The 21,962-nt window shown below is 43.0% G+C and carries 21 protein-coding genes, 1 tRNA gene, 1 pseudogene, 1 riboswitch and 1 other annotated feature (1 of these 25 cut by a window edge); of the genes and pseudogenes, 1 reads left to right on the top strand and 22 read right to left on the bottom strand.

Going from position 1 to position 21,962, the window contains the following annotated elements; genetic code table 11:
• Positions 1 to 47, bottom strand: a binding site (T-box leader) (it extends 223 nt beyond the left edge of the window).
• Positions 48 to 70: 23 nt separating this feature from the next.
• The 13 genes and pseudogenes from ilvE to QSJ37_RS13295 all read right to left on the bottom strand — a co-directional run bounded on the left by ilvE (position 71) and on the right by QSJ37_RS13295 (position 10,341).
• Positions 71 to 970 (bottom strand): branched-chain-amino-acid transaminase, encoded by a 900-nt coding sequence (gene ilvE / locus QSJ37_RS13355; RefSeq protein ID WP_285755573.1) that lies wholly within the window; start codon positions 968 to 970, stop codon positions 71 to 73.
• 260 nt (positions 971 to 1,230) lie between these two features.
• Positions 1,231 to 1,304: transfer RNA gene (locus QSJ37_RS13350), tRNA-Arg, on the bottom strand.
• A 345-nt stretch (positions 1,305 to 1,649) separates the two neighbouring features.
• Positions 1,650 to 2,159, bottom strand: coding sequence for a metallophosphoesterase family protein (locus QSJ37_RS13345; RefSeq protein WP_285755572.1), 510 nt, complete (start codon positions 2,157 to 2,159; stop codon positions 1,650 to 1,652).
• Positions 2,160 to 2,165: 6 nt separating this feature from the next.
• Positions 2,166 to 2,771 carry an XTP/dITP diphosphatase gene (locus tag QSJ37_RS13340; protein WP_285756137.1) on the bottom strand — a complete coding sequence of 202 codons (606 nt, stop codon included), beginning with the start codon at positions 2,769 to 2,771 and terminating at the stop codon, positions 2,166 to 2,168.
• Positions 2,771 to 3,538, bottom strand: a complete 768-nt coding sequence (gene rph, locus QSJ37_RS13335; protein ID WP_015864706.1) for a ribonuclease PH — start codon at positions 3,536 to 3,538, stop codon at positions 2,771 to 2,773. Before rph ends, QSJ37_RS13340 begins: the two co-directional genes overlap by 1 nt.
• Before the next feature lie 127 nt (positions 3,539 to 3,665).
• On the bottom strand, positions 3,666 to 4,742 hold the full coding sequence (locus QSJ37_RS13330; protein WP_285755571.1) for a GerMN domain-containing protein: 1,077 nt from the start codon (positions 4,740 to 4,742) through the stop codon (positions 3,666 to 3,668).
• Between the two features lie 103 nt (positions 4,743 to 4,845).
• On the bottom strand, positions 4,846 to 5,640 hold the full coding sequence (gene racE, locus QSJ37_RS13325) for a glutamate racemase (protein WP_062677864.1): 795 nt from the start codon (positions 5,638 to 5,640) through the stop codon (positions 4,846 to 4,848).
• Positions 5,641 to 5,650: 10 nt separating this feature from the next.
• Positions 5,651 to 6,073 (bottom strand): annotated as a pseudogene (locus QSJ37_RS13320) (MarR family winged helix-turn-helix transcriptional regulator).
• A 223-nt stretch (positions 6,074 to 6,296) separates the two neighbouring features.
• The gene (locus QSJ37_RS13315; protein WP_003248783.1) at positions 6,297 to 6,521 is read right to left on the bottom strand and encodes a helix-turn-helix domain-containing protein; all 225 of its coding nucleotides are present in this window, start codon (positions 6,519 to 6,521) and stop codon (positions 6,297 to 6,299) included.
• 128 nt (positions 6,522 to 6,649) lie between these two features.
• Positions 6,650 to 7,117 carry an acyl-CoA thioesterase gene (locus tag QSJ37_RS13310; protein ID WP_285755570.1) on the bottom strand — a complete coding sequence of 156 codons (468 nt, stop codon included), beginning with the start codon at positions 7,115 to 7,117 and terminating at the stop codon, positions 6,650 to 6,652.
• A 57-nt stretch (positions 7,118 to 7,174) separates the two neighbouring features.
• The gene (gene sdhB / locus QSJ37_RS13305; protein WP_015864710.1) at positions 7,175 to 7,936 is read right to left on the bottom strand and encodes a succinate dehydrogenase iron-sulfur subunit; all 762 of its coding nucleotides are present in this window, start codon (positions 7,934 to 7,936) and stop codon (positions 7,175 to 7,177) included.
• 3 nt (positions 7,937 to 7,939) lie between these two features.
• Positions 7,940 to 9,697: a succinate dehydrogenase flavoprotein subunit gene (gene sdhA / locus QSJ37_RS13300; RefSeq protein WP_285755568.1), complete on the bottom strand. Its 1,758-nt coding sequence runs from the start codon at positions 9,695 to 9,697 to the stop codon at positions 7,940 to 7,942.
• Between the two features lie 35 nt (positions 9,698 to 9,732).
• On the bottom strand, positions 9,733 to 10,341 hold the full coding sequence (locus tag QSJ37_RS13295) for a succinate dehydrogenase cytochrome b558 subunit (protein ID WP_285755567.1): 609 nt from the start codon (positions 10,339 to 10,341) through the stop codon (positions 9,733 to 9,735).
• Between the two features lie 274 nt (positions 10,342 to 10,615).
• Here QSJ37_RS13295 and QSJ37_RS13290 point away from each other — a divergent pair, with 274 nt between their 5' ends.
• Entirely contained in the window at positions 10,616 to 11,071 is a 456-nt protein-coding gene (locus tag QSJ37_RS13290; protein ID WP_062753113.1) for a YslB family protein, read from the top strand.
• Between the two features lie 29 nt (positions 11,072 to 11,100).
• Here QSJ37_RS13290 and QSJ37_RS13285 read toward each other — a convergent pair whose 3' ends face one another.
• From QSJ37_RS13285 to QSJ37_RS13245, 9 genes are all read right to left on the bottom strand, one after another.
• On the bottom strand, positions 11,101 to 12,324 hold the full coding sequence (locus QSJ37_RS13285) for an aspartate kinase (RefSeq protein WP_285755566.1): 1,224 nt from the start codon (positions 12,322 to 12,324) through the stop codon (positions 11,101 to 11,103).
• Between the two features lie 113 nt (positions 12,325 to 12,437).
• A riboswitch (Lysine riboswitch) is annotated at positions 12,438 to 12,618 on the bottom strand.
• 69 nt (positions 12,619 to 12,687) lie between these two features.
• Complete coding sequence (uvrC, locus tag QSJ37_RS13280) at positions 12,688 to 14,460, bottom strand: excinuclease ABC subunit UvrC (protein ID WP_285756136.1); 1,773 nt, start codon at positions 14,458 to 14,460, stop codon at positions 12,688 to 12,690.
• A gap of 18 nt (positions 14,461 to 14,478) precedes the next feature.
• Complete coding sequence (locus QSJ37_RS13275; RefSeq protein WP_285756135.1) at positions 14,479 to 15,918, bottom strand: nucleoporin-interacting protein; 1,440 nt, start codon at positions 15,916 to 15,918, stop codon at positions 14,479 to 14,481.
• A 77-nt stretch (positions 15,919 to 15,995) separates the two neighbouring features.
• A complete protein-coding gene (locus QSJ37_RS13270) occupies positions 15,996 to 16,922 on the bottom strand; it encodes an FTR1 family iron permease (protein ID WP_285755565.1) in 927 nt (308 codons plus the stop codon).
• Positions 16,923 to 16,950: 28 nt separating this feature from the next.
• Entirely contained in the window at positions 16,951 to 17,709 is a 759-nt protein-coding gene (locus QSJ37_RS13265) for a hypothetical protein (RefSeq protein ID WP_285755564.1), read from the bottom strand.
• A gap of 100 nt (positions 17,710 to 17,809) precedes the next feature.
• Positions 17,810 to 18,571, bottom strand: a complete 762-nt coding sequence (locus QSJ37_RS13260; RefSeq protein WP_285755563.1) for a glycosyltransferase family 2 protein — start codon at positions 18,569 to 18,571, stop codon at positions 17,810 to 17,812.
• Positions 18,531 to 20,030 carry an alkaline phosphatase family protein gene (locus QSJ37_RS13255; RefSeq protein ID WP_285755561.1) on the bottom strand — a complete coding sequence of 500 codons (1,500 nt, stop codon included), beginning with the start codon at positions 20,028 to 20,030 and terminating at the stop codon, positions 18,531 to 18,533. The genes QSJ37_RS13260 and QSJ37_RS13255 overlap by 41 nt, the downstream gene beginning before the upstream one ends.
• The gene (locus QSJ37_RS13250; protein ID WP_285755560.1) at positions 20,027 to 20,971 is read right to left on the bottom strand and encodes a lysylphosphatidylglycerol synthase transmembrane domain-containing protein; all 945 of its coding nucleotides are present in this window, start codon (positions 20,969 to 20,971) and stop codon (positions 20,027 to 20,029) included. Before QSJ37_RS13250 ends, QSJ37_RS13255 begins: the two co-directional genes overlap by 4 nt.
• Positions 20,961 to 21,902 (bottom strand): NAD-dependent epimerase/dehydratase family protein, encoded by a 942-nt coding sequence (locus QSJ37_RS13245; RefSeq protein WP_285755558.1) that lies wholly within the window; start codon positions 21,900 to 21,902, stop codon positions 20,961 to 20,963. Before QSJ37_RS13245 ends, QSJ37_RS13250 begins: the two co-directional genes overlap by 11 nt.
• Between the last annotated feature and the right edge of the window lie 60 nt (positions 21,903 to 21,962).

Genomic DNA, 21,962 nt, shown 5'->3' with positions numbered 1-21,962 from the left:
TGTGGATGCTGTCCCCGCTGACTACTTATCCTCGTCAACGCTTTCGCATATATAAAACTTTCATTGTGCATTATCTAACACTTGCGTTGGTTTGATATACTTTTACTCCTTCAGAAACAACACGACGTCTAAACTCTTCAAGCAGCCGTTTTGTATGCTTTCCTGGCACGCCTTCACCGATCACGCGTCCATCCACCTTCACAACAGCGATCACTTCGGCAGCCGTTCCAGTTAAAAAGACTTCATCAGCGACATAAACGTCGTGGCGCGTAAACGGCTCTTCTTTTACGACATAACCAAGATCTTGAGCAATTTCGATAATAGCTTGACGCGTAATTCCTTCCAGCGCTCCAACATATCCAGGCGGTGTATATATTACCTCGTCTTTAATAATAAAGACGTTATCTCCCGATCCTTCGGCTACATATCCTTGATCATTTAAAATCAACGCCTCGCTTACGTTAGCGAGATGTGCCTCAATTTTAACAAGAATGTTGTTTAAATAGTTAAGCGACTTTACTTTTGGGCTAAGCACATCCGAACGATTTCTCCGAGTCGCAACCGTTACCACTTCGATTCCTGTTTCATATAAATGTTTAGGGAAAAGCGCCAGCGGTTCAGCAATAATAACGACTTGCGGCTTTTGGCAGTTATATGGATCAAGCCCTAAATCGCCGACTCCGCGTGAAACAACAAGACGAATATATGCATCTTGATATTGATTTTTTCGTATCGTTTCAATAACATAATTTGTCATTTCTTCTTTTGTATAAGGAATCGTTAATAAAATCGATTTTGCTGAATTGTAAAGACGATCTATATGCTCTTTTAATCGAAATACGTTACCGCTATAGACACGAATCCCTTCAAATACACCATCGCCGTATAAAAAGCCATGATCGTATACCGAGATTTTCGCATTTTCTTTTGTCACAAATTCACCGTTTAAAAAAATCCATTGTTCACTCAATTTTGTTCCCCTCTTCCCTGGTAAGTACAGTCTCTCGTTTGTATTGATCATTGCTGTTATTGTTCATTCGTTTGATTTATTTGAAAATTATAATAATCCTAAAACAAAAGAGAGTCAATACTATTTTTTTGAATATTTAGATTCATCCAACTATTTGTATACGCTTACATATTGATAGAATCAATGAATTTTCATATTAAAAAAATTTTTTGTTGCCCAATAAAAAACCTCCTTTTCCACAACGGAAAAGGAGGTTTTAGCGTCCCAGGAGAGATTCGAACTCCCGACCGACGGCTTAGAAGGCCGCTGCTCTATCCAGCTGAGCTACTGGGACATGTATTTCACACTATTCAATTTCATATTTTCATCCTTGATATCCTGTCTCTTCCTCTACCAGCTGATTCAAGGAAGCCTAGTGCGTCGAGACAACTCGCAGTTGATTCATGGAAGTATGGCTCGTCGCTGAGCTACTGGGACATATATTTCACACTATATTCAATTTCGCATTTTCATCCTTGATATCCTGTCTCTTCCTCTACCAGCTGATTCAAGGAAGTGAGATGCGTCGAGACAACTCGCAGTCGATTCATGGAAGTGTTGCTCGTTTCCCAAAGACAGTCTATATTATAGAAAAGTTTTTCGATAAAGTCAAGATAAAAAAGAGCGAGAAAAATCTCGCTCATAGGGTAAATGTTTTCGTAAGTGATGCCACTTCTTTTCCATCGAGTTCGTAAAATTGAACCGTTGCTTTTCCGTCTTCTATTTGCAATAATGCGTATGTTTTTTCTTTCCGCGCTCTCGGCAACAAAATGCTTCCCGGATTAATAAATAAAATACCGTCGATCATCTCAGCACCAGCGATATGAGAATGACCAAAACATACCACTTTTGCCTCTACTTCTTTCGCACGATAGTAAAGATTCATTAGCGACATTTTCACATTATAGAGGTGACCGTGAGTAATGAAAAAGCGAACCCCTTCAATTTCTTCGGTTCGTTCATTAGGAAATTGCGTGGTGAAATCACAATTTCCGCGCACTACCAAAAAACGTGCAATTTCTTTTTGATCAAAAGACAATTCAGAATCTCCGCAATGAATCAGCGCATTTGCTTCATGACGATGACGCGCCACGATTTCTTCTAGTTCTTTCGTTAATCCATGGCTATCACTAACAATTAACACTTTCATGTTTCCTTACTCCTTATCGTTAATGATTTCATCCCACTGCTCTTCTAATTTCGCTAACGCTTTTGCTCGATGGCTGATTTGATTTTTCTCTTCTTTGGATAATTCCGCCATCGTTTTTCCTTTTTGCGGAACGTAAAAAATTGGATCATACCCAAATCCGTTTTCACCCTTTGGCACTTCTGTAATGTATCCTTCACACGTTCCCTCAACGACGGTTGTGCGGCGCCCTGGAGCCGCGACAGCAAGCGCGCAATGGAAACGCGCCGTTCGCTTTTCAAAAGGAACTCCTTTCAACTCTTCCAATACTTTGGCAATGTTTTTTTGATCGTTCTTTTCTTCTCCAGCGTATCGGGCGGAATATACACCTGGTCTTCCATGTAAAGCGTCAATCGATAGACCGGAGTCGTCGGCGATCACGATCGCATGAAAATAATGGGACATCGCTTCCGCTTTTAATACCGCGTTTTCAGCAAACGTGCTGCCCGTTTCCTCAACATCTGGGCAATTCGGAAAATCTAGAAGCGATTTTACTTCTATTCCTTTTTTTTTAAGGAGTTCTTGAAACTCTCGCGCCTTTCCGACGTTTTTCGTCGCGATAATGACTTGTTTCATCATGTATCCCCACTTTCCTCGCTTCTCTTTATATCAATTTGCATTGCAAGTTCTCCTAACGTTTTCCGTTGAATGTCGATAAGCTGTCGAATTCCTACTTCTGCTGTATCTAGCAATTCATTTAATTGTTCTCGCGAAAATGTCGCTTCTTCTCCTGTTCCTTGAATTTCCACAAAGCGGCCAGCTCCTGTCATCACAATGTTCATATCGACTTCTGCCCGCGCGTCTTCCGCATAGTTCAAATCAAGAATAATTCCGTGTTCTGGATCGATACCAACAGATGTAGCAGCTAGAAAATCATTCACAGGAAGTTCATCGAGTTTCTTTTCTTCCATCAATTTTGCGAACGCTAACACCATCGCTACATACGCTCCTGTAATCGACGCTGTCCGCGTTCCTCCGTCCGCTTGAATCACATCACAATCAATCCATACCGTCTTCTCGCCTAACTTGTCCAAATTAACGACAGAACGAAGCGCTCTTCCGATAAGACGTTGGATTTCCATTGTTCGCCCTGATAATTTTCCTTTGCTAGATTCCCTCACATTTCGCTGTTCTGTCGCTCTCGGCAGCATCGCATATTCCGCAGTAATCCATCCTTTTCCGCCGCCACGCATAAACGGCGGCACTTTGTCATCGATGCTTGCTGTGCAAATCACTTTTGTATCACCAACCGTAATGAATACCGACCCTTCTGCATGTTTAATAAAATGCTTCTCCATATGTACAGGACGCAGCTGTTTGTTTTCTCTGCCATCTATCCTCATAATAAAAATCCTCCTTTATTATAAACAGAAAGAGGTAGCACACCGTCTACCTCTTTTTTATATCATAATATCGCATCAAACTGCTAGCTACTCCATGTTGTTCATTGTCATTTTCGAAAATAATCGCTTAAAAGCTTTCTGTATTCACTTTTTCTGGTCTTGCCACTGGTTCGGATAACGGTTTTCCATCTTCTCTAACAAGATTTGCTTTTCCATTTACCATAATAGCGACACTTTCGACTCCTTTTTGCTCCGTTAGTGAGAGAACAAGCGAATTTAATACATGATCCGAAATGACATTTTTCTTATTGCTGCCGTAAATGGCTTCGTTAAAGTTTAATGTCACTTTTCCATCTTCATATTTTGGTTTTCCAACTAACTGAGTATCTGGCTGAAACTCACTTACAAGACCGCTGCCATAGCTTGGTCCTTTAATTAATTCGTTAACCGCAGCGACAATATCATCTTTTTCTTTATTAGACACGCGGCGCGTTACTGGAACGTAGTACGTATCGTTTCCTTGTTGAGCGACAAAATAAACGGTAACTGGGTGAGTATTTGTAATATCCGCAACACCTTTGGCATCAATATTAATTCCATCAGTGCGGCTGACACCGTCTTGAATAGGTGTTTTATTGACTGGCATGACATCTTGATCATAACCGTTAATGCGAATTTTTACTCTTTTCACATTATCAAACTGTGTCAGCGTCCATGTAATGGCTTGCAAAATTCTCTTTTCATCTTCTGGTTTATAATTTGCAAATTCTGGTGAGAAATCAGCAATAATGGTGCCATCTTTCTCCAGCTTCACTCCTAATACCCTTGTATCTGCTGGCAATACAGCGCGAAACCCGTTTGGCAACAATTCCGAAACAGGGCCATCTTCCACCAAATATTCGAGCACTTGCTTTGCCACAGCATCTGTCTTCGGCAGTTCTACGGTCTGCGGCACGACAAATCCATTTTTATCAATTAAGTAAAGCTCGCGTTTTACTGTTTCGGTTGCTTTTTTCTCGTCTTTTTCTCCCCCTTGTTTTCCAGTTGTTTCTTGTAATGATTGCCCATCTTTTAAATAGCTCACATCCTGTGGCGGGTCAATTTCTTTAACAGCTTCATCCTTTCCAAATAACCCACAACCACTAAGTAATAACAGCGATGTAACAACGGATGCAGCTAGTTTCCACGTTCCTCGATGAAACATGAATTTTCCCTCCTACTCATAGTTTGTACTACTATCTATGTATACGAGCCTTTTTTGAAAATAGAATAAAAAAATCCTTTAGCTTTTACGCTAAAGGATTTTTTTATAATTCAATCGTTTGAACATTTTCAATTGGCTTTCCAAACCATTTGGAAGCAATTTTTTGGAACAGCTCTTTTGATCCTGTCGTAAAGAATAAGTGTTCTGCCTCTCGTTGCCCTGTATAAAGAAGATGGCTATGATGCAAAATCGCACTAACTTCACGTGCGGTTTCATCACCGGAACAAATTAGTTTTACGCGTTTTCCCATATATTCTTTAATAAGAGGACTTAACAAAGGATAATGAGTGCATCCTAAAATAAGGACATCCATATTGCTCGACTTAAACGGTTCAAGCGATTCAGCGACTATCTTTCTCGCTTCTTCTCCTTCGAAGTTTCCGCTCTCTACAAGCGGGACAAACTTTGGACATGCTAAACTTTCTACACGAACTCGATGGTTAATGGATTTTAGCGCCTTTTCATACGCACCGCTTTTTACTGTACCAATCGTACCAATCACACCGATATGCCCGTTTTTCGTCGCTTTTAACGCCGCACGAGCTCCAGGATGTATCACGCCTAATACCGGAATATCGAGCTGTTCCCGGATTTCGTCTAATACGACAGCTGTTGCCGTATTACAAGCAATAACAAGCATTTTAATATTATACCGCAATAAATAATTCGTCATTTCCCATGTAAATTGACGAATTTCCTCTTTAGGGCGTGGCCCATATGGGCAACGAGCTGTATCCCCAAGATAAACAATCCGTTCTTTTGGTAACTGTCGCATAATTTCTTTTGCAACAGTTAATCCACCAACTCCTGAGTCAATAACACCAATTGCTCTTTCCAATTGATCCGCCTCATTCTTTTTTCATTTCTTGATGTAGTTTTCGTAAGTATTTTCTAAAAAGACAATTTCTTGATTAGAAAAATTTCGCAACACTTGCGCCAAATCATGTTGACGCTTTTTATCACTTCTTCGATCATTCGTTTCCCTTTTTCGAGAAGACGAATGCGTACAACTCGTCAGTCGTGCCGATCTTTTACTCTAGCAACGAGCCCGTATTTTTTCATTCGGTCTACTAAATGTTGTGCTACATGCCAGATACATTTTGTTCGATAATTCGCCGATCGTCAAGTCCTCTTCTTCCAAATAGCTATTTTAGCATGGCGAATTGCGGCGGTGTGATTGGATACTACGCTAAAATTTCACGGTCTCGTTGTTTTAAATTTGCGGCAATATATCGATCTAGATCTGCAACAGTCTTTTCATCAAAAGACATACAATCTCCTCTACAACGGTGCATTCATTATTTTTAATGTTTTTCTATAAAAATGCAACAAAAAAATACAATTTTTTTATTTTATTCGACAATATTTGATATATCTCATTTTACTCCACTTTGCCACATAATCAATGGGTAAATCGTTTTTATTTTTAAAACTAAATTTCATCTTTAAAATATAACAAACCGGCTACCTTAAAATAAGGTGAGCCGGCATTTCTTATAGTTCAAGTTCTCCCATTCGAAGCAATTCAATAACTGCTTGGGATCGCCCCTTTACCCCAAGTTTTTGCATTGCGTTCGAAATATGGTTGCGAACCGTTTTTTCACTAATAAACAGTTCTCTGGCAATTTCTTTCGTCGTCTTATCTTGAACTAATAATTCAAATACCTCTCTCTCTCTTTTCGTTAGCAACGGCTTTGGTTGAAATGATTTATCCTTCAAGTATTGTAACCCTCCTTGCTTTCACTAGACCTGAACTACCGGATGGGTATTATTCACCATATAGTATGTGAAAGAGGAGGTTACGGTGACGGAATTTCGCTTATCTAATAGAAAAATAGGTATTTTTTCTAAACAATTGCCGCTGCTTGGGACTGTTGGGGCATTTGTCTCACCTCATCGCGCCAAGGAACGCTTTTCCCTGTATGTTTATTAATTTGGACAAGCGTCCCTCGGCCGACAAAAACAATTTCCTTACCATCGCGTTTTGCCATATAATGTAAGTCAATAGACGATCTGCCGATATGATGGACTTTCACATATATGTATAGTTCATCATTAAAAAACACTTGCTTTAAAAAATCACACTTTAAATCGGCAACAACCGGAATTTCTTCGGAGTCTTTTTCTGTCCATTTTTCCATCAAACTAAGGCAATGTAAAAACGCGGTTCTTGCTTCCTCAAAATAAATAAATGGAACAGTATTATTAAGATGACCGAACATATCTGTTTCGCAAAAACGCACTTTCACCTTGTGAAAGAAGGTAAACGACTTTTCCCATTGTTCCCACTGATCAATGTAGTCAATCTGCTTCATTACATATCCCCCTAATAAAAATCCTCTTCATGAAAGCCATGAAGAGGATTTTCATCATTATACTTCGTCACTTCCGAAGAAGTTGCGGAACATTTGAATCGTCGCTTCACGGTTTAGTGCAGCGATCGAAGTGGTTAACGGAATTCCTTTTGGACAAGATTGCACACAGTTTTGCGAGTTACCACAGTTCGCTAAACCGCCGTCACCCATAATCGCTTTCATCCGCTCCGCTTTATGCATCGCGCCTGTTGGATGCGCATTAAATAGACGTACTTGGGAAAGCGGTGCTGGACCGATGAAATTCGATTTGCTGTTGACGTTTGGACATGCCTCTAAACATACACCGCATGTCATACATTTTGAAAGCTCGTATGCCCATTGGCGTTTTCGTTCTGGCATACGCGGACCAGGACCTAAGTCGTACGTTCCGTCGATTGGGATCCACGCTTTTACTTTTTTCAACGAGTCAAACATACGGCTGCGGTCTACTTGCAAGTCGCGAACTACCGGGAACGTACGCATTGGTTCCAAACGAATTGGCTGTTCTAATTTATCAATTAACGCTGTGCATGCTTGACGCGGTTTGCCGTTAATGACCATCGAGCAAGCGCCGCATACTTCTTCCAAACAGTTCATTTCCCATACAACTGGGGTTGTTTTTTGCCCTTTCGCGTTAACCGGATTACGGCGAATTTCCATCAGCGCAGAAATGACGTTCATATTCGGACGATATGGAATTTCAAATTCTTCTTCGTATGGCGCAGAATCAGGACGATCTTGACGTGTTATAATGAATCGAACCGTTTTTTTCTCGCTCATCGTTTATTTCACTTCCTCTTTCTTTTTCGTGTAGTCGCGTTTGCGTGGCTTAATCAACGATACATCGACATCTTCGTAGTGGAATGCCGGTCCATCTGGGGTATAGCGTGCCATCGTTGTTTTGAGCCACTCTTCGTCATTGCGCTCTGGAAACTCCGGTTTATAGTGTGCACCACGGCTTTCGTTACGGTTGTAAGCGCCTAGCGTAATTACCCGCGCTAGTTGAAGCATATTATATAACTGACGAATAAATGTTGCGCCTTGGTTGCTCCATTTCGACGTGTCTGTAACACTGATGTTTTTATAGCGTTCCAACAATTCCTGGATTTTCTCGTCTGTTTTCAACAACTTATCGTTGTAACGAACGATTGTAACGTTTGCTGTCATCCATTCGCCCAACTCTTTATGAAGCACATACGCGTTTTCTGTTCCATCCATGGACAAGATGTTGTTCCAACGCTCTTCTTCTTGTTTCACATAGCGATCGTACAACGATGATGGCATTGCGTCTGCTGATTTTTCCAAACCGTTAATGTATCTAACCGCATTTGGTCCAGCAACCATGCCGCCGTAAATCGCTGATAATAAGGAGTTAGCTCCTAGACGGTTTGCGCCATGGATCGAGTAATCACATTCGCCAGCGGCAAACAATCCTTTAATGTTTGTCATTTGATCATAATCAACCCATAAGCCGCCCATCGAATAGTGAACAGCTGGGAATACTTTCATCGGCACTTTGCGAGGGTCTTCGCCCATAAATTTCTCGTAAATTTCAATAATACCGCCAAGTTTGATATCTAGTTCTTTCGGATCTTTATGAGAAAGATCAAGGTATACCATGTTTTCGCCGTTGATGCCGAGCTTCAAATCGACGCAAACGTGGAAAATTTCACGAGCCGCGATATCACGAGGAACAAGGTTTCCATAAGCCGGATATTTTTCTTCAAGGAAATACCAAGGTTTTCCGTCTTTATATGTCCAGACTCTTCCGCCTTCCCCGCGGGCTGACTCACTCATGAGGCGCAGTTTATCGTCCCCCGGAATCGCCGTTGGGTGAATTTGGATAAATTCCCCGTTTGCATAGTATGCGCCTTGTTGATAGACGATAGACGCTGCTGAACCTGTGTTGATGATCGAGTTCGTCGATTTTCCGAAAATGACTCCTGGTCCGCCTGTCGCCATAATGACCGCGTCCGCAGGAAACGCTTTAATTTCCATTGTTTTTAAATCTTGCGCAACGATTCCTCGGCAAATTTGTTCATCATCTAAAACAACGCCTAAAAACTCCCATCCTTCATATTTTGTGACAAGTCCAGCCACTTCATGGCGGCGCACTTGCTCATCAAGCGCATATAATATCTGCTGGCCTGTCGTTGCCCCTGCGTATGCAGTACGGTGATGCTGCGTTCCACCGAAGCGGCGGAAATCAAGCAACCCTTCAGGAGTACGGTTGAACATGACTCCCATGCGGTCAAGCATATAAATGATGCTTGGCGCTGCCTCACACATCGCTTTTACCGGAGGCTGGTTCGCTAAAAAGTCACCGCCATATACGGTATCGTCGAAATGTTCCCAAGGAGAATCGCCTTCCCCTTTCGTATTTACCGCACCGTTAATCCCACCTTGTGCACAGACAGAGTGAGACCGCTTAACAGGCACGAGGGAAAACAATTCTACAGGTACGCCTGCTTCCGCGATTTTAATCGTTGCCATTAGACCAGCTAGACCGCCACCAACTACTATGATTTTTCCTTTTTTCATTGCTACTCACTCCCTAAAAGATTGCTAGTTGTCGATTAAGAGAATGCCAAAATGGCACGAATGCCGACGATGGAAAGCGCGACAAAAATAAGCATTGTCACATAGGTGAAAACTTGTTGTGAACGAGGAGATACTGTTATACCCCAACTTACACAGAATGACCATAAACCATTCGCAAAATGGAATACTGTTGATAAAATTCCGACAATATAAAATGCAAGCATCGCCGGATTATCGACGATATTCGCCATCATTTCATAGTTTACTTCCGCACCAATAGCGGCTTGAACACGTGTTTCCCATACATGCCATGTTACAAAAATTAACGTAATAATTCCCGTTAATCGCTGCAGCATAAACATCCAATTGCGAAAATATCCGTAACGGCCGACATTATTCTTCGCCGTAAAAGCAATATAAAGTCCATAAATGGCATGGAACAACAGCGGAAGGAAAATGACGAATATTTCTAAAAAATAGCGAAACGGTAAATTCTCCATAAAGGAAGCAGCACGGTTAAACGCTTCCGGTCCTTTTGTCGCAAAATGGTTTACGACTAAATGTTGTACTAAAAAGATCCCTACTGGAATGACTCCTAACAGCGAATGGAGCCGACGGTAATAAAATTCGCGATTTCCTGCCATATGTAAACCCCCTTTGAATAATAACGATGAAAAATTAATGCGCTCCCCATCCACAAAAATGAAAAGGTAATGATTCATAGAATGTAATTGCTTCCATTACCATAATCATTTTGTCACATTCATTGTACTCTCACATTGTACAAGCGTCAAGAAAACAAAGTCATAAAATGTTCAAACGTTTGAATATTTAAACAATGTCTGATCATAAGAAAGATAATGCGCACTCCCCTCCATTTCGCTATAATGTTAGAGTAGATAGAAAGAGGGGAAGCATGTGAAACTACCATCGCTAGAAGAACAATATAAAGCATTAGAAAACATTCATATTTCCGCATTTGGCTCTGAACTGATTCGGCAAATTCTTCTTCCTGAATTGCTCGGAAAAGAAACAGCAAGCATTTTATACTGGGCTGGTAAAAGCTTGGCGCGCCATTATCCGCTAGAAACGATATCCGATATCATCACGTTTTTTGAAAAAGCTGGATGGGGAACGCTTTCCATTGTCGAAGAACGCAGCGACGAGCTTCACGTTGAGTTGACAGGTCCGATCATCGCCGCGCGATTTGCTCTTCACGAAAATTGTACATTTCAGTTGGAAGCAGGATTTCTAGCCCAACAAATTGAGCATCAAAAACGCCGCGTTGCCGAAGCGTTCGAACAACAAAAGAAACGTGCTAATAAAGTGTTAATCACCATTAAATGGGATCGCAAAGATGAAATAAATAGCTAAGAGCCTGCGAATGCAGGCTTTTGCCATTTTTATGAGCGCAGCGCTACGGTTTCTTCGGCAAGCCCGAATGCTTCGTGAAGCGCCTCGACGGCCGAAACCATATATTTTTCGTCAATGACCGTGGAAATTTTAATTTCTGACGTGCTGACCATTTTTATTTCAATGCCTTGATTCGCTAGCGCTTCAAACATTTGCGCAGCTACTCCCGGATTAGAAATCATACCGGAGCCGACAATCGATACTTTTGCTAAACCAGTTTCATATTGCACATTTGCTCCTTTTAACGATTGTAATACTTGGAGCGTTTCTTGCAGATCTTCCGTGCGAATCGAAAAAGAAACAGACGCTGTTTCGGAATTTGCCGCGCTTTGAATAATAATATCTACATTGATGCCACGATTGGCAAGAGCCGTAAAAATATTCGGCAATGTATATAAACTATTTTCGATTCCATCCACCGTTACTCTTGTTACTTGATCTTCAAACGCGATTCCTCGTACGATTAAATGCTGCTCCATTGAAACTTCCTCCTTTATCATCGTTCCTCTTTCGTTTTCCATGCTTGAACGCACTTCCAGCGGCACTTCGTAGTTTTTCGCAAATTCCACGGCGCGCGGATGTAATACCCCTGCCCCTAAATTGGCCAACTCAAGCATTTCATCATAGGAAATCTCTTTTATTTTTCTTGCTGTTTTCACATAACGCGGGTCTGTTGTAAACACGCCGGTTACGTCCGTATAAATATCGCATTTATCGGCTTTTAATGCTGCCGCTAGCGCCACCGCTGTTGTATCGGAACCGCCGCGGCCGAGCGTGGTGATTTCCCCTGTTTCCGTTACTCCTTGAAACCCCGCAACGATCACAATTGCCCCTTCATCAAGGTGGCGGCGGATTCTCGTCATATCCATGTTCATAATGCGGGCATTGCCGTGCATTTCTTCCGTCATAATTCCCGCTTGCCATCCTGTCAATGAAACAGCTTTATATCCTTTTTCGTGAAGCGCCATTGCCAAAAGCGCAATGCTCACTTGTTCCCCTGTCGAAAGAAGCATATCCATTTCCCGTTTGCTAGGATGATTGGAAATTTGATTCGCTAAGTTGACAAGCTCATCAGTCGTTTTTCCCATTGCCGAAACAACAACGACAACTTCATTTCCTTTTTGGGCTTCCTCAATCACCCGATTCGCCACATGTTGAATTCTTTCGATGGAACCAACAGACGTTCCGCCAAACTTTTGTACAATGATTCCCAATTCGTCTCACCCTTTACCATGAATATCGCTTATTTGTTTGCAAATAAAAACAGCAATGAGAGGAATCTCATTGCTGTGCATCACGAAAGCGAAAAAAGTGAATTCGCCCCGCACAGTGAGATAGCTCTCCAAGATGAATCACATCTTGACAGTCCTACATTTCTTAAACGCAGGACCAGCGGAAAAAGCAATGAGACTTTTTCCACTTCGGCGACGCTCCCCTTTCCACACTCATCATCGGAACTCATTTTCCTCCGAATGTGTACTCTTGAAGTTCGCACCTCTATCTTCACTTCGGCGTTTGGAAGTGTATAAATATGAAATTTATTGCAATCATATCAAACTTTCGTATTGTTGACAATATTATTCTCGCAATTTCTTATAAATTTTTTCAGCAACAGAGCGCGGAATGTTTGCTTTTTGCAATTCTTCGATCGTTGCTTCTTTCATGTTTTTAATGGACCCGAAATGCTTTAATAACGCTTTTTTTCGTTTTTCCCCAACGCCAGGAATGTCATCTAACACAGAATGAAACATCGTTTTTCCACGCGTTTGCCGGTGAAATGTAACCGCAAACCGATGCACTTCGTCTTGGATGCGCTGCAATAAATAAAACTCTTGGCTGTTTCTTTCTAATGGAACAACTTGCGGCGGATCCCCCATGATTAACTCGGATGTGCGATGCTTGTCGTCTTTTGCAAGCCCAGCGAGCGGAATATCAAGTCCTAATTCGTTTTCAAGTACATCCCTTACCGCAGCTAAATGCCCTTTTCCTCCGTCAATAATAATCAAATCGGGAAGCGGGAGGCCTTCTTTGAGCACGCGAGTATAACGTCTTCTTACCACCTCGCGCATCGATTCATAGTCATCCGGTCCCTCTACGGTTTTGACTTTGTATTTGCGGTACTCTTTTTTCTCCGGTTTTCCATCGATAAAAACTACCATGGCTGAAACAGGATCCGCGCCATGAATATTGGAATTGTCAAACGCCTCAATGCGATGCGGGGTCGGAATTCCTAATATTTTTCCTAAATTTTCTACAGCTTTGATCGTTCGTTCTTCATCCCGCTCAATTAAGTAAAATTTTTCTTTCAAAGCAATTGCCGCATTTTTGCTTGCTAAATCAACCAGTTCTTTTTTCTTTCCTTTTTTCGGCTGAACAACCTTTACTTCCAGCAGCTGCTCGGCAAGTTCGCCGTCAATGTCAGCGGGCAAAATGACCTCTTTCGGCTTAAAGTGGTTCGCTTTGGTATAAAACTGTCCTAAAAACGTCAGCAATTCCTCATCTGGGTCTTGATACATCGGAAACATCGATACATCGCGCTCGATCAACTTCCCTTGACGAATGAAAAATACTTGTACGCACATCCATCCTTTGTCATAGGCATAACCGAACACATCGCGATCAACGAAATCGTTCATGGTCATCTTCTGCTTTTCCATCGTTGCTTCAATATGGGCAATTTGATCACGGTATTCTTTTGCCCGTTCGAATTCGAGCGCTTCGGCTGCTTTCATCATCTTTTCTGCAAGCTCTTCTTTTACTTCTTTATACCCGCCGTTTAAAAAGCGGACGATTTGTTCAACGATTTCTCTATTTTGTTGTTCGGACACCGGATGCACGCACGGCGCCAGGCATTGTCCCATATGGTAATATAAACAAACGCGGTTCGGCATGGTCGAGCATTTGCGCAACGGATAAATGCGGTCTAACAGTTTCTTCGTTTCGTTTGCCGCCTGTACATGCGGATACGGCCCGAAATATTTTCCGCCGTCTTTTTTCACTTTTCGCGTAATGATTAGGCGAGGATGCTTCTCCGCGGTAATTTTTATAAACGGATAGCTTTTGTCATCCTTAAGCATCACATTATATTTTGGATCGTACTTTTTAATTAAGTTCATTTCCAAAATGAGCGCTTCGATGTTCGAAGAAGTGACAATATATTCAAAATCGGCAATTTCGTTGACAAGCCGCAGCGTTTTTCCGTCATGCGTGCCGGTGAAATACGAGCGCACGCGGTTTTTCAGCACTTTTGCTTTGCCGACGTATATAACCGTACCGTTTTTATCTTTCATCAAATAACATCCCGGTTGCTCCGGGAGCACAGCTAATTTTTCTTTTAAGTGATCATGCATCATAATCACTCCATCAAATTAATTCATCCATTCATACAGCGTAATGTTTCCGTACACTGGATCTGCGAGTGTGCTGGAACGATATGTTTTCACTTTCCGCACATGGCGGGAAAGGGAAATCCCTTGCGCTTGAAATCCTCTGACCACATGATCGGTCATATAAATTTTAGCATGTCGATAGTTCTCCTTGTCTTGTAAAAAAAATGAAAAATGCAGCACGTCTTTATGCGGAAAGTCCACATCGAGGTATTGCATCACGCGCGTTTCTTCCCATGTATATAGAACAAATTTCTCTTTGCTATTTTGTAAATCATACGCTAATTGATAGGTTGCTGGCAACTGTAATGCTTGTTCGCGCATATGCCATGTTCCCGTTGCGAATTGTGCGGCTAACACCGCCATCGCTATGCTCCATCGATACATAAACATATGATTGCGGAGAAAGCAAATCCATCCGTACAACAAAACAAGATGAACAAGCGGGAGAATATGGCGCGGTTTTTCGATATTTTGCGCAAATAACACCCAAAGAAAATAAACGAATCCAGAAACAAGAAGCCAGCGCGGGAACGTGGACTTCCTTGACTTCCATATCGCTGTCCATACAACCATATACAAAAAAAGCAGGATCACATTTTGGCTTGCTATCCCTGTCCATAAAATATTATAAAAGAAAAAGTAAATCACTCGCTCCCATAACGGCTGCCCGTCGCTTGCCGCCGTTCCCCCCCATTCCTTGAAATGGCCGCTCGTAAATGAAAGAGCCAGTTTGAAAAAGGATTGGAAACTTCCTTCCGTCGCCGCGACCGCAGCAATCCAAATAAATTGAAAAAAGGCAGCGGACGTCAAAAAACAGCCGATTCGAAAGGCACTGCGATGTTTTTTCCAATCTTCGTACCATAAAAACAAAATCGCCACCGCAAATGGAGCATACGACAAACGGATTCCCATTAACAGGCTAAACAAGGCAAGCGGAACCAGCTGTATCCACCATGCATCTCGCTTTCTTGCCAATTCGATGGACCAAAAATACCACCACAGCGCCGCCAGCGCCGCGCCGTCTGACATCGGCTGGCCCGCAATCACCATGATATAGCTTGCCGACTGGAGGAGCGCGCTAATGAACAATGACATGGAAGTCGAGAAATGCTTTTTTAACAGGAGAACGATCGGAATCGTTGCCGAAAACAATGCAATGATATTAAAGACGGATAGCGCTTTTGCCGGATTGTCAACAAATGCATGAATAAACATGCCGCCCAACACGAAATATGGATAGCCCGGAAAATGCGGCTGCATAGCCAATAAATCATAACGGTCTAACGCCAATGCAAAATCGACTTGATCCCATGTTGCCGCATAAGGGCTTGCATAATAGATTTCTACGAAAAACAAGCAAAATAAAATGACTAAACTGAAATATGACAAAAGTCGATTATTTCCTAGAAAATGTTTCAGCATCTTTCTCCCCTTTTTCTACATGGCACATATTTGGCAAAAAAGACGAAAAAGCACAAGGCTAAGCCTTGTACTTTCTACATTACCTTTTTCGTTTTTGGTTCAAGCGCTTGAACGGTTGTTGGTTGCTCCACATTTTTCTTATTTGTGTTGCGGCTTGTAACTAATAAATAAATCACGACAAAATATCCAATATAGGCGATGATTTCTTCAATGGATGGCATGGACGAATAGCCGAAGAGCGCTTTCAAAAACACGCCAACTTCTCCTGAAAAGACAGGCGCGACGCCATGATCGCGGAGATAATGTTCATAATCAATCGGATGTTCTGGAAGCAGCCATGTTAAATCATATACATGCGGCATCACGCTGCCGATGATATTTAAATCCTGAAGCATGGAAATGCCTTGGACTAATAGTCCCGCGGCAATCAATACGATGAACGCTCCGGTTACTTTAAAGAACGTCTTCAGCGGAATGCGCATCGTTCCTTTGAAGAAAAGGTAGCTGACGATCGCCGCAACCGCAATTCCTGTCACCGCTCCCCATCCTTTCATCGCCGCACCGATGTTTCCATGGGTAATCGCGGCAAAGAAAAAGACCGTTTCGACACCTTCACGGAGCACGACTAAAAACGAATGAATAACCATTCCAACGACATTGCCGGTCGTAATAAATTGATCCATCTTTCCTTCGACGCTTTTTTTCATATTGCGACTATGCTCGGCCATCCAAAAGACCATTTGTGTCAGCAAAATCGCCGAAACAAACATAATGCCGATCTTTAAGTACGTTTCGCTTCCCATCGCGGCAAATCCAGTGAGCACGACTTGGAAAAGAATCGCAACCCCAAAGCTCGCTAAAACCGCCAAGCCAGCGCCAAGCCAGACGTACTTCGTATATTCTTGATGATTGACGCGCTTTAAATAAGACGTAATAATTCCGACAATCAACAGCGCCTCGAGCGCCTCGCGAAATGTAATCAACAGCGCTTGAACTTCCATCGCATGTCTCCCCCTTTGTTTCCATCCGTCACGCCTGCTTGCGGCGCCATGAATACACGGCAACACCGGCAATCACAACAATAAGAATCGCAATCGGAATCCAGTTTTTTAATTTAGATAAGTCCGTCCATTCTTTTTTCTCTACTTCTTGCGGCTTTTCCGTTTCACTTTCCGAAAAATGTCCCACCTTCAAACTTTTCAACCCAAATTGCTTTTGCAATGACGTTAAAATCATGTCCTTGCTTTTCTTAAATTGTTCCTTGTTCGCTTTCTTTTCGCCGACGCCAAACAATCCAGGGTTTCCTAACGACTGCAGCGCCTTATCAAATTCATCCCTCAACTGCTTGTCAAGGGCCGCGTCTTTCGCCTGCACGATTGGAGAAAGCGCTTCGTATGTAGCAAATGCCTTCGCTAATAACCGTTTGCTCGTATCATATTGCTCAAAATTTTTCTCGATATTTTCCAACCGGCGTGCAACATTTAAAACAAGAATTTTTTCCATATTTTTTAAAACAGCTTTTTTATCCTTTTTATCAAGCGCCGATAATACTGCTTGCGAAGGCTCCGTTCCCATATGCATATCAATTTCCTCTTTGACCGTTTCGAAAATTTTGCGCGCCTCCGCAAAGTTTGGCGGCTGTTCGTTTAACTTTTCCGACATTTGTTTATAAACTTCTGCTACTTTTTCTTCATTCGGGTCGCCATAGGAGTACGCAAAAGCAGAAATCGGAACACTATTGAGAATGAATATCATCGCTAGAGAAAAAAACAAACAAAATCGCCTCATTATCAATCTCCTCCTACATCATCAATGATAATGATTATCATCTTCTATGTCAATATATTAATGAAAAAATTCCCTTTCCTGTCCGGAAAAAGGAAAGGGACTACGAACATTGTTTTTCAGTTATGCTTGGAAGGCGGTGGGCGTCTTCATCAATTACCACTTTTTTTACCGGCCGCCGCATCTCCTTCCAAATTGCTGGAAGAACGGCCGTGACATACGCTCGAAATTTAATAAATGACTGTCCCGTTGTCCGCACTTGATAGCGAATCGGCACTTCTTTTACACGAAACCCTTTGCGGACTAAATTTAACGTAATCACTTGCGCGTAGTTATAATCATGGATGATCTCGGCGTGCTCCATCGCTTGCCGGGAAAAGGCGCGCATTCCCGATTGACCGTCATAAATCCATGTTCGAAGAAGAAGCGATTGCAGAAATGTAAAGAAGTAATTGCCAAGACGGCGATGCCATTTCATCCCCCGAATCGTGCCGAGAAAGCGCGAGCCCATCGTATAATCCGCTTCTCCAGCAAAAATCGGAGCAAGCAAATCCGGAATTTGTTCTGCCGGATATTCGTTGTCCGCATCAATCATCACGCCGATATCCGCACCGAGACGGAGGCATTCCTGCAATCCTTGACGTACAGCGGCACCAAGCCCGCGGTTTTCCGGCATTTGATAAATGTAATCAGCACCCGCTTCTCTCGCGGCTGCTACTGTGTTATCGGTCGAACCATCATCAATCACTAATACTTTCACATCCACACAAGGATGAAAATGGCGGGGAATCTTGCGAATGACCTCGCCAATCGATTGTTCTTCATTATACGCTGGTAAAAAGACGATCACTTTTTGCTTCTTCATCCTCTGCTTCCCTCTTTCGAATCGCTTCCGTTAGTACAGGACCGCGGCTATGGCTAGGATACGGAGCGCCCAGCAAATAAGCAATCGTCGGCGCCACGGACACCAAACTTTTCTTTTCATCGATCCGCTTTCCTCGCTCAATCGCCGGCCCATATAAGAAGAATGGCACAAATCTTTCTCCTTCATCCAAATGCCCGTGTCCGCCGATGCCGTCTGCTTGTCCATGATCGGCGCAAATGATTAACGTTGCGTTTTTTAATTTTCCTTTCTGTTCGAGCCACTCGACGTACTCCTTGATAAGCGCATCCGCTTCTTCTATTTTTTGAAGATATTCCTCGTATAATACACCGCGGCTGTGTCCCGTTTGGTCCGTGGCAATTAATTGAACAATGAGCAAATCAGGATCTTGCTCTTCCATCATGCGTTTGGCGCGTTCGATGATGTTGCGGTCAGCTACGTCATTATGCATGACCGCTGTTACCGTTTCAACATCATCTCCAAACGAATCGACGAGATGGGCAATGCCAAGCAGCCGCCCCGTTTTCCCTACTTTTCTTAGTGAATCAAAAATGCTTTCTACTTTGATGCCAAGCTTCCATACCATATTAGAGCGGATGCCGTGTTCAAACGGATAGGTTCCGGTGAACATCGAGGTAAAACAAACGACGGTACGCGCTGGATAAACCGTCTCCATTTGCGTAAATTCCGTTCCTTGCTGGCGCAGCCGTTTTAAAAATGGCGCATTTGCTTGCTCAAACCGATCTTTCCGCATACCGTCGATGACGATCACAATGACTTTCTCATTGATTGGCTCTTTTGGAACGCTGGCATTATTGGTATATGTCGGAATGATTTTTGGCTTCCAGTCAAATAACTGGCTGTGCAAAATGAAAGAAAACAAAAAAACACCCGCATAATAGAGCGCAAAGCCGGCAAAAGAAAGATTGCCTGCTTCCCCCTCCAGCTGCACATATACATATTGCCAAATCGACAAAAGCAGCAAAAATTTCGGCAGCTGTTCTTGCGCGTTTCCGCTTGTCGAATCGCTATTTTTCAGCACTAACTTCCAAAAACGTGTAAAATTCCACCATGACGTACCAATGCGCAAATGATAGTAAAGCGTTCCCCAAAAAAAGACGGTAAAGAAAAAATATAGCCCCAGCGCCAGGCCTAACAGCTTAAGGTCGGCAAACTGCCAAACGATTAAAAACACAACGTATGGAATCCATAAATAATTTCGCAAAAATAACGGATAGTCGTACATATAATAGATAACAAAAAGTGGAAGCACCGCGAGAAAACCTAAGAGCCAGTGCTTCATATGCTCGATGGTGCCGAAATCGGCAAGATGGTAGATCGCCATCGTCCCGATAACGAAAATCGGTGTAAACGGTTTTCCCTCATTCAGCAAATTCCAACATCGCGCCGCTACTTTTTCAAATGTTGAAGCTTCTTTCATCGTTTCTCCCTTCCTTTTTTCCAAGCCGCCCAGACGAACGAAATATCTCTTGGCGACATAAACAGTACGGCAATGCCAACCAAATAAGAAAAAACAAATTTGAACGCATGGGTCATCATCGCAGCCATATACGCGCCGTTCCAGCCCGGTACGATTCTCGTAATCGCAAATGCCATTACCGCTTCATACGTCCCCAGCCCGCCTGGAGCGATTTGAAACACTTGACCAGAAACAGTAATGCTGTTGACCCACGCGGATTCTAAAAATGTTAACGACATTCCAAGCGTGTTGGTCATCTCATAAATGACAACCGCCTCACACAGCCAGCTAAGCGCAATCATTCCCACCATATAAACGCCGCGTTTTCCTCTTAACGCGCTTTTTATCATGTGATAGTGTTTACGAATCCACTTCGCATCCGATTTACGCGACAACAAAACAGCGACTGCACAAACACCGATTATTCCGACAACACCAATAACCGTTGCGTTTATTGCAGGAAAACGATGGACGTATGCATACATTCCCCATGCGGACAAAAGGCATAAAACAAGCATGTCCAAAAGCCGCATCACCGCCACCGAATGAATGGCTTCATCGACAGAAACGTCCTTTTGTTTTGCTAAAACAGCCACACGGGCAATATCGCCTACTTTGAACGGAGCGATATGATTAATGAGCAAACTGAAAAAGATGCCTTTGGCGTATACAATCAAAGAAATTGGTTTTCCTACGTATGACTTCCATGCCAGCGCCCTTAGCCAAAAAGAAGCGCCGTATATGATCAACATCCATGCCAGCGTGTCCGGTCTTTGAAGAAGCAGGTAGAGCTGCCTAAGAAGCTCTTCTCCATCGAAATAGCGATATGTCAGCCATAGAAAAACAAGAACAAGCCCGGCTCCGGCCAGCCTCACCGCTATCGTTGCGTGCTTACGTTTCATACATCCTTGCCCACGCGATCGTCCGCGCAAGCCCGTCCTCGAACGTTACGCTTGGTTTGTATCCGAACGCCCGCTGTGCTTTCGTAATGTCCGCCCATGTCGCTTTCACATCTCCCTTTCGCTCCGGAGCGTATCTCACCTTCATCGTTGGAAAATGCGTTTTAAGTTCTTGCAGCAATCGCTCCATCGTGATTGGGCGCCCCGATCCTAAATTAAATACATCATTTCCGCCTCGACGGTCGAGCGCCGCTATCATTCCGCTGACGACATCGTCCACAAACGTATAGTCTCTTGCTGTCTGTGTTCCGTACACGACAATCTCTTCGTCATGCAACAGATGGCGGATAAACTTGCTGATTGCCATATCCGGTCGGCCCCACGGGCCGTATACGGTAAAATAGCGAAAAATCGTCACCTGATAGCCGAATAGGTGGGCATACGCATAGCAAAACGACTCCGCTCCGTATTTTGCGGCGGCATATGGCGAAACAACTTCTCCCGTTGCCATCTCTTCTTTCAGCGGTATGTTTCCTTGATTGCCGTAGACGGACGAAGAAGAGGCGAATAACACATGCCCGACTCCGGCTTCCCCCGACGCCTTTAACACGTTAATCGTCGCTTTAATATCATAATCGACATAATCAAGCGGCTTAAGAAGCGAATTGGGAACGCCCGGCAGCGCCGCTAAATGATATACACAGTCCGGCTGATAGCGGCGAAACAATTTTTCCGTTTTTTCACCATCTAATAAGTCAATGCGATAAACGGGAAGACTTCCTCCCGTCAACTCACGAAATTGCCGATTTTTTCGTTCCACAGAGTAATAAGGATGAAAATTATCAACGACCGCCACATTGTGCCCAAACGAGAGCAATTTGGCAACAAGATGGCTGCCGATAAACCCGGCTCCCCCTGTAACGAGAATTTTCAATGGATTCACCTCAAAATCGATTAATTCCTACTAGCATATTACCATACAGTTTTGCTTCAT

This window comes from Parageobacillus sp. G301, assembly GCF_030268025.1.
Lineage (GTDB): Bacteria > Bacillota > Bacilli > Bacillales > Anoxybacillaceae > Parageobacillus_B > Parageobacillus_B toebii.
This window is presented reverse-complemented; position numbering and strand designations above follow the sequence as displayed.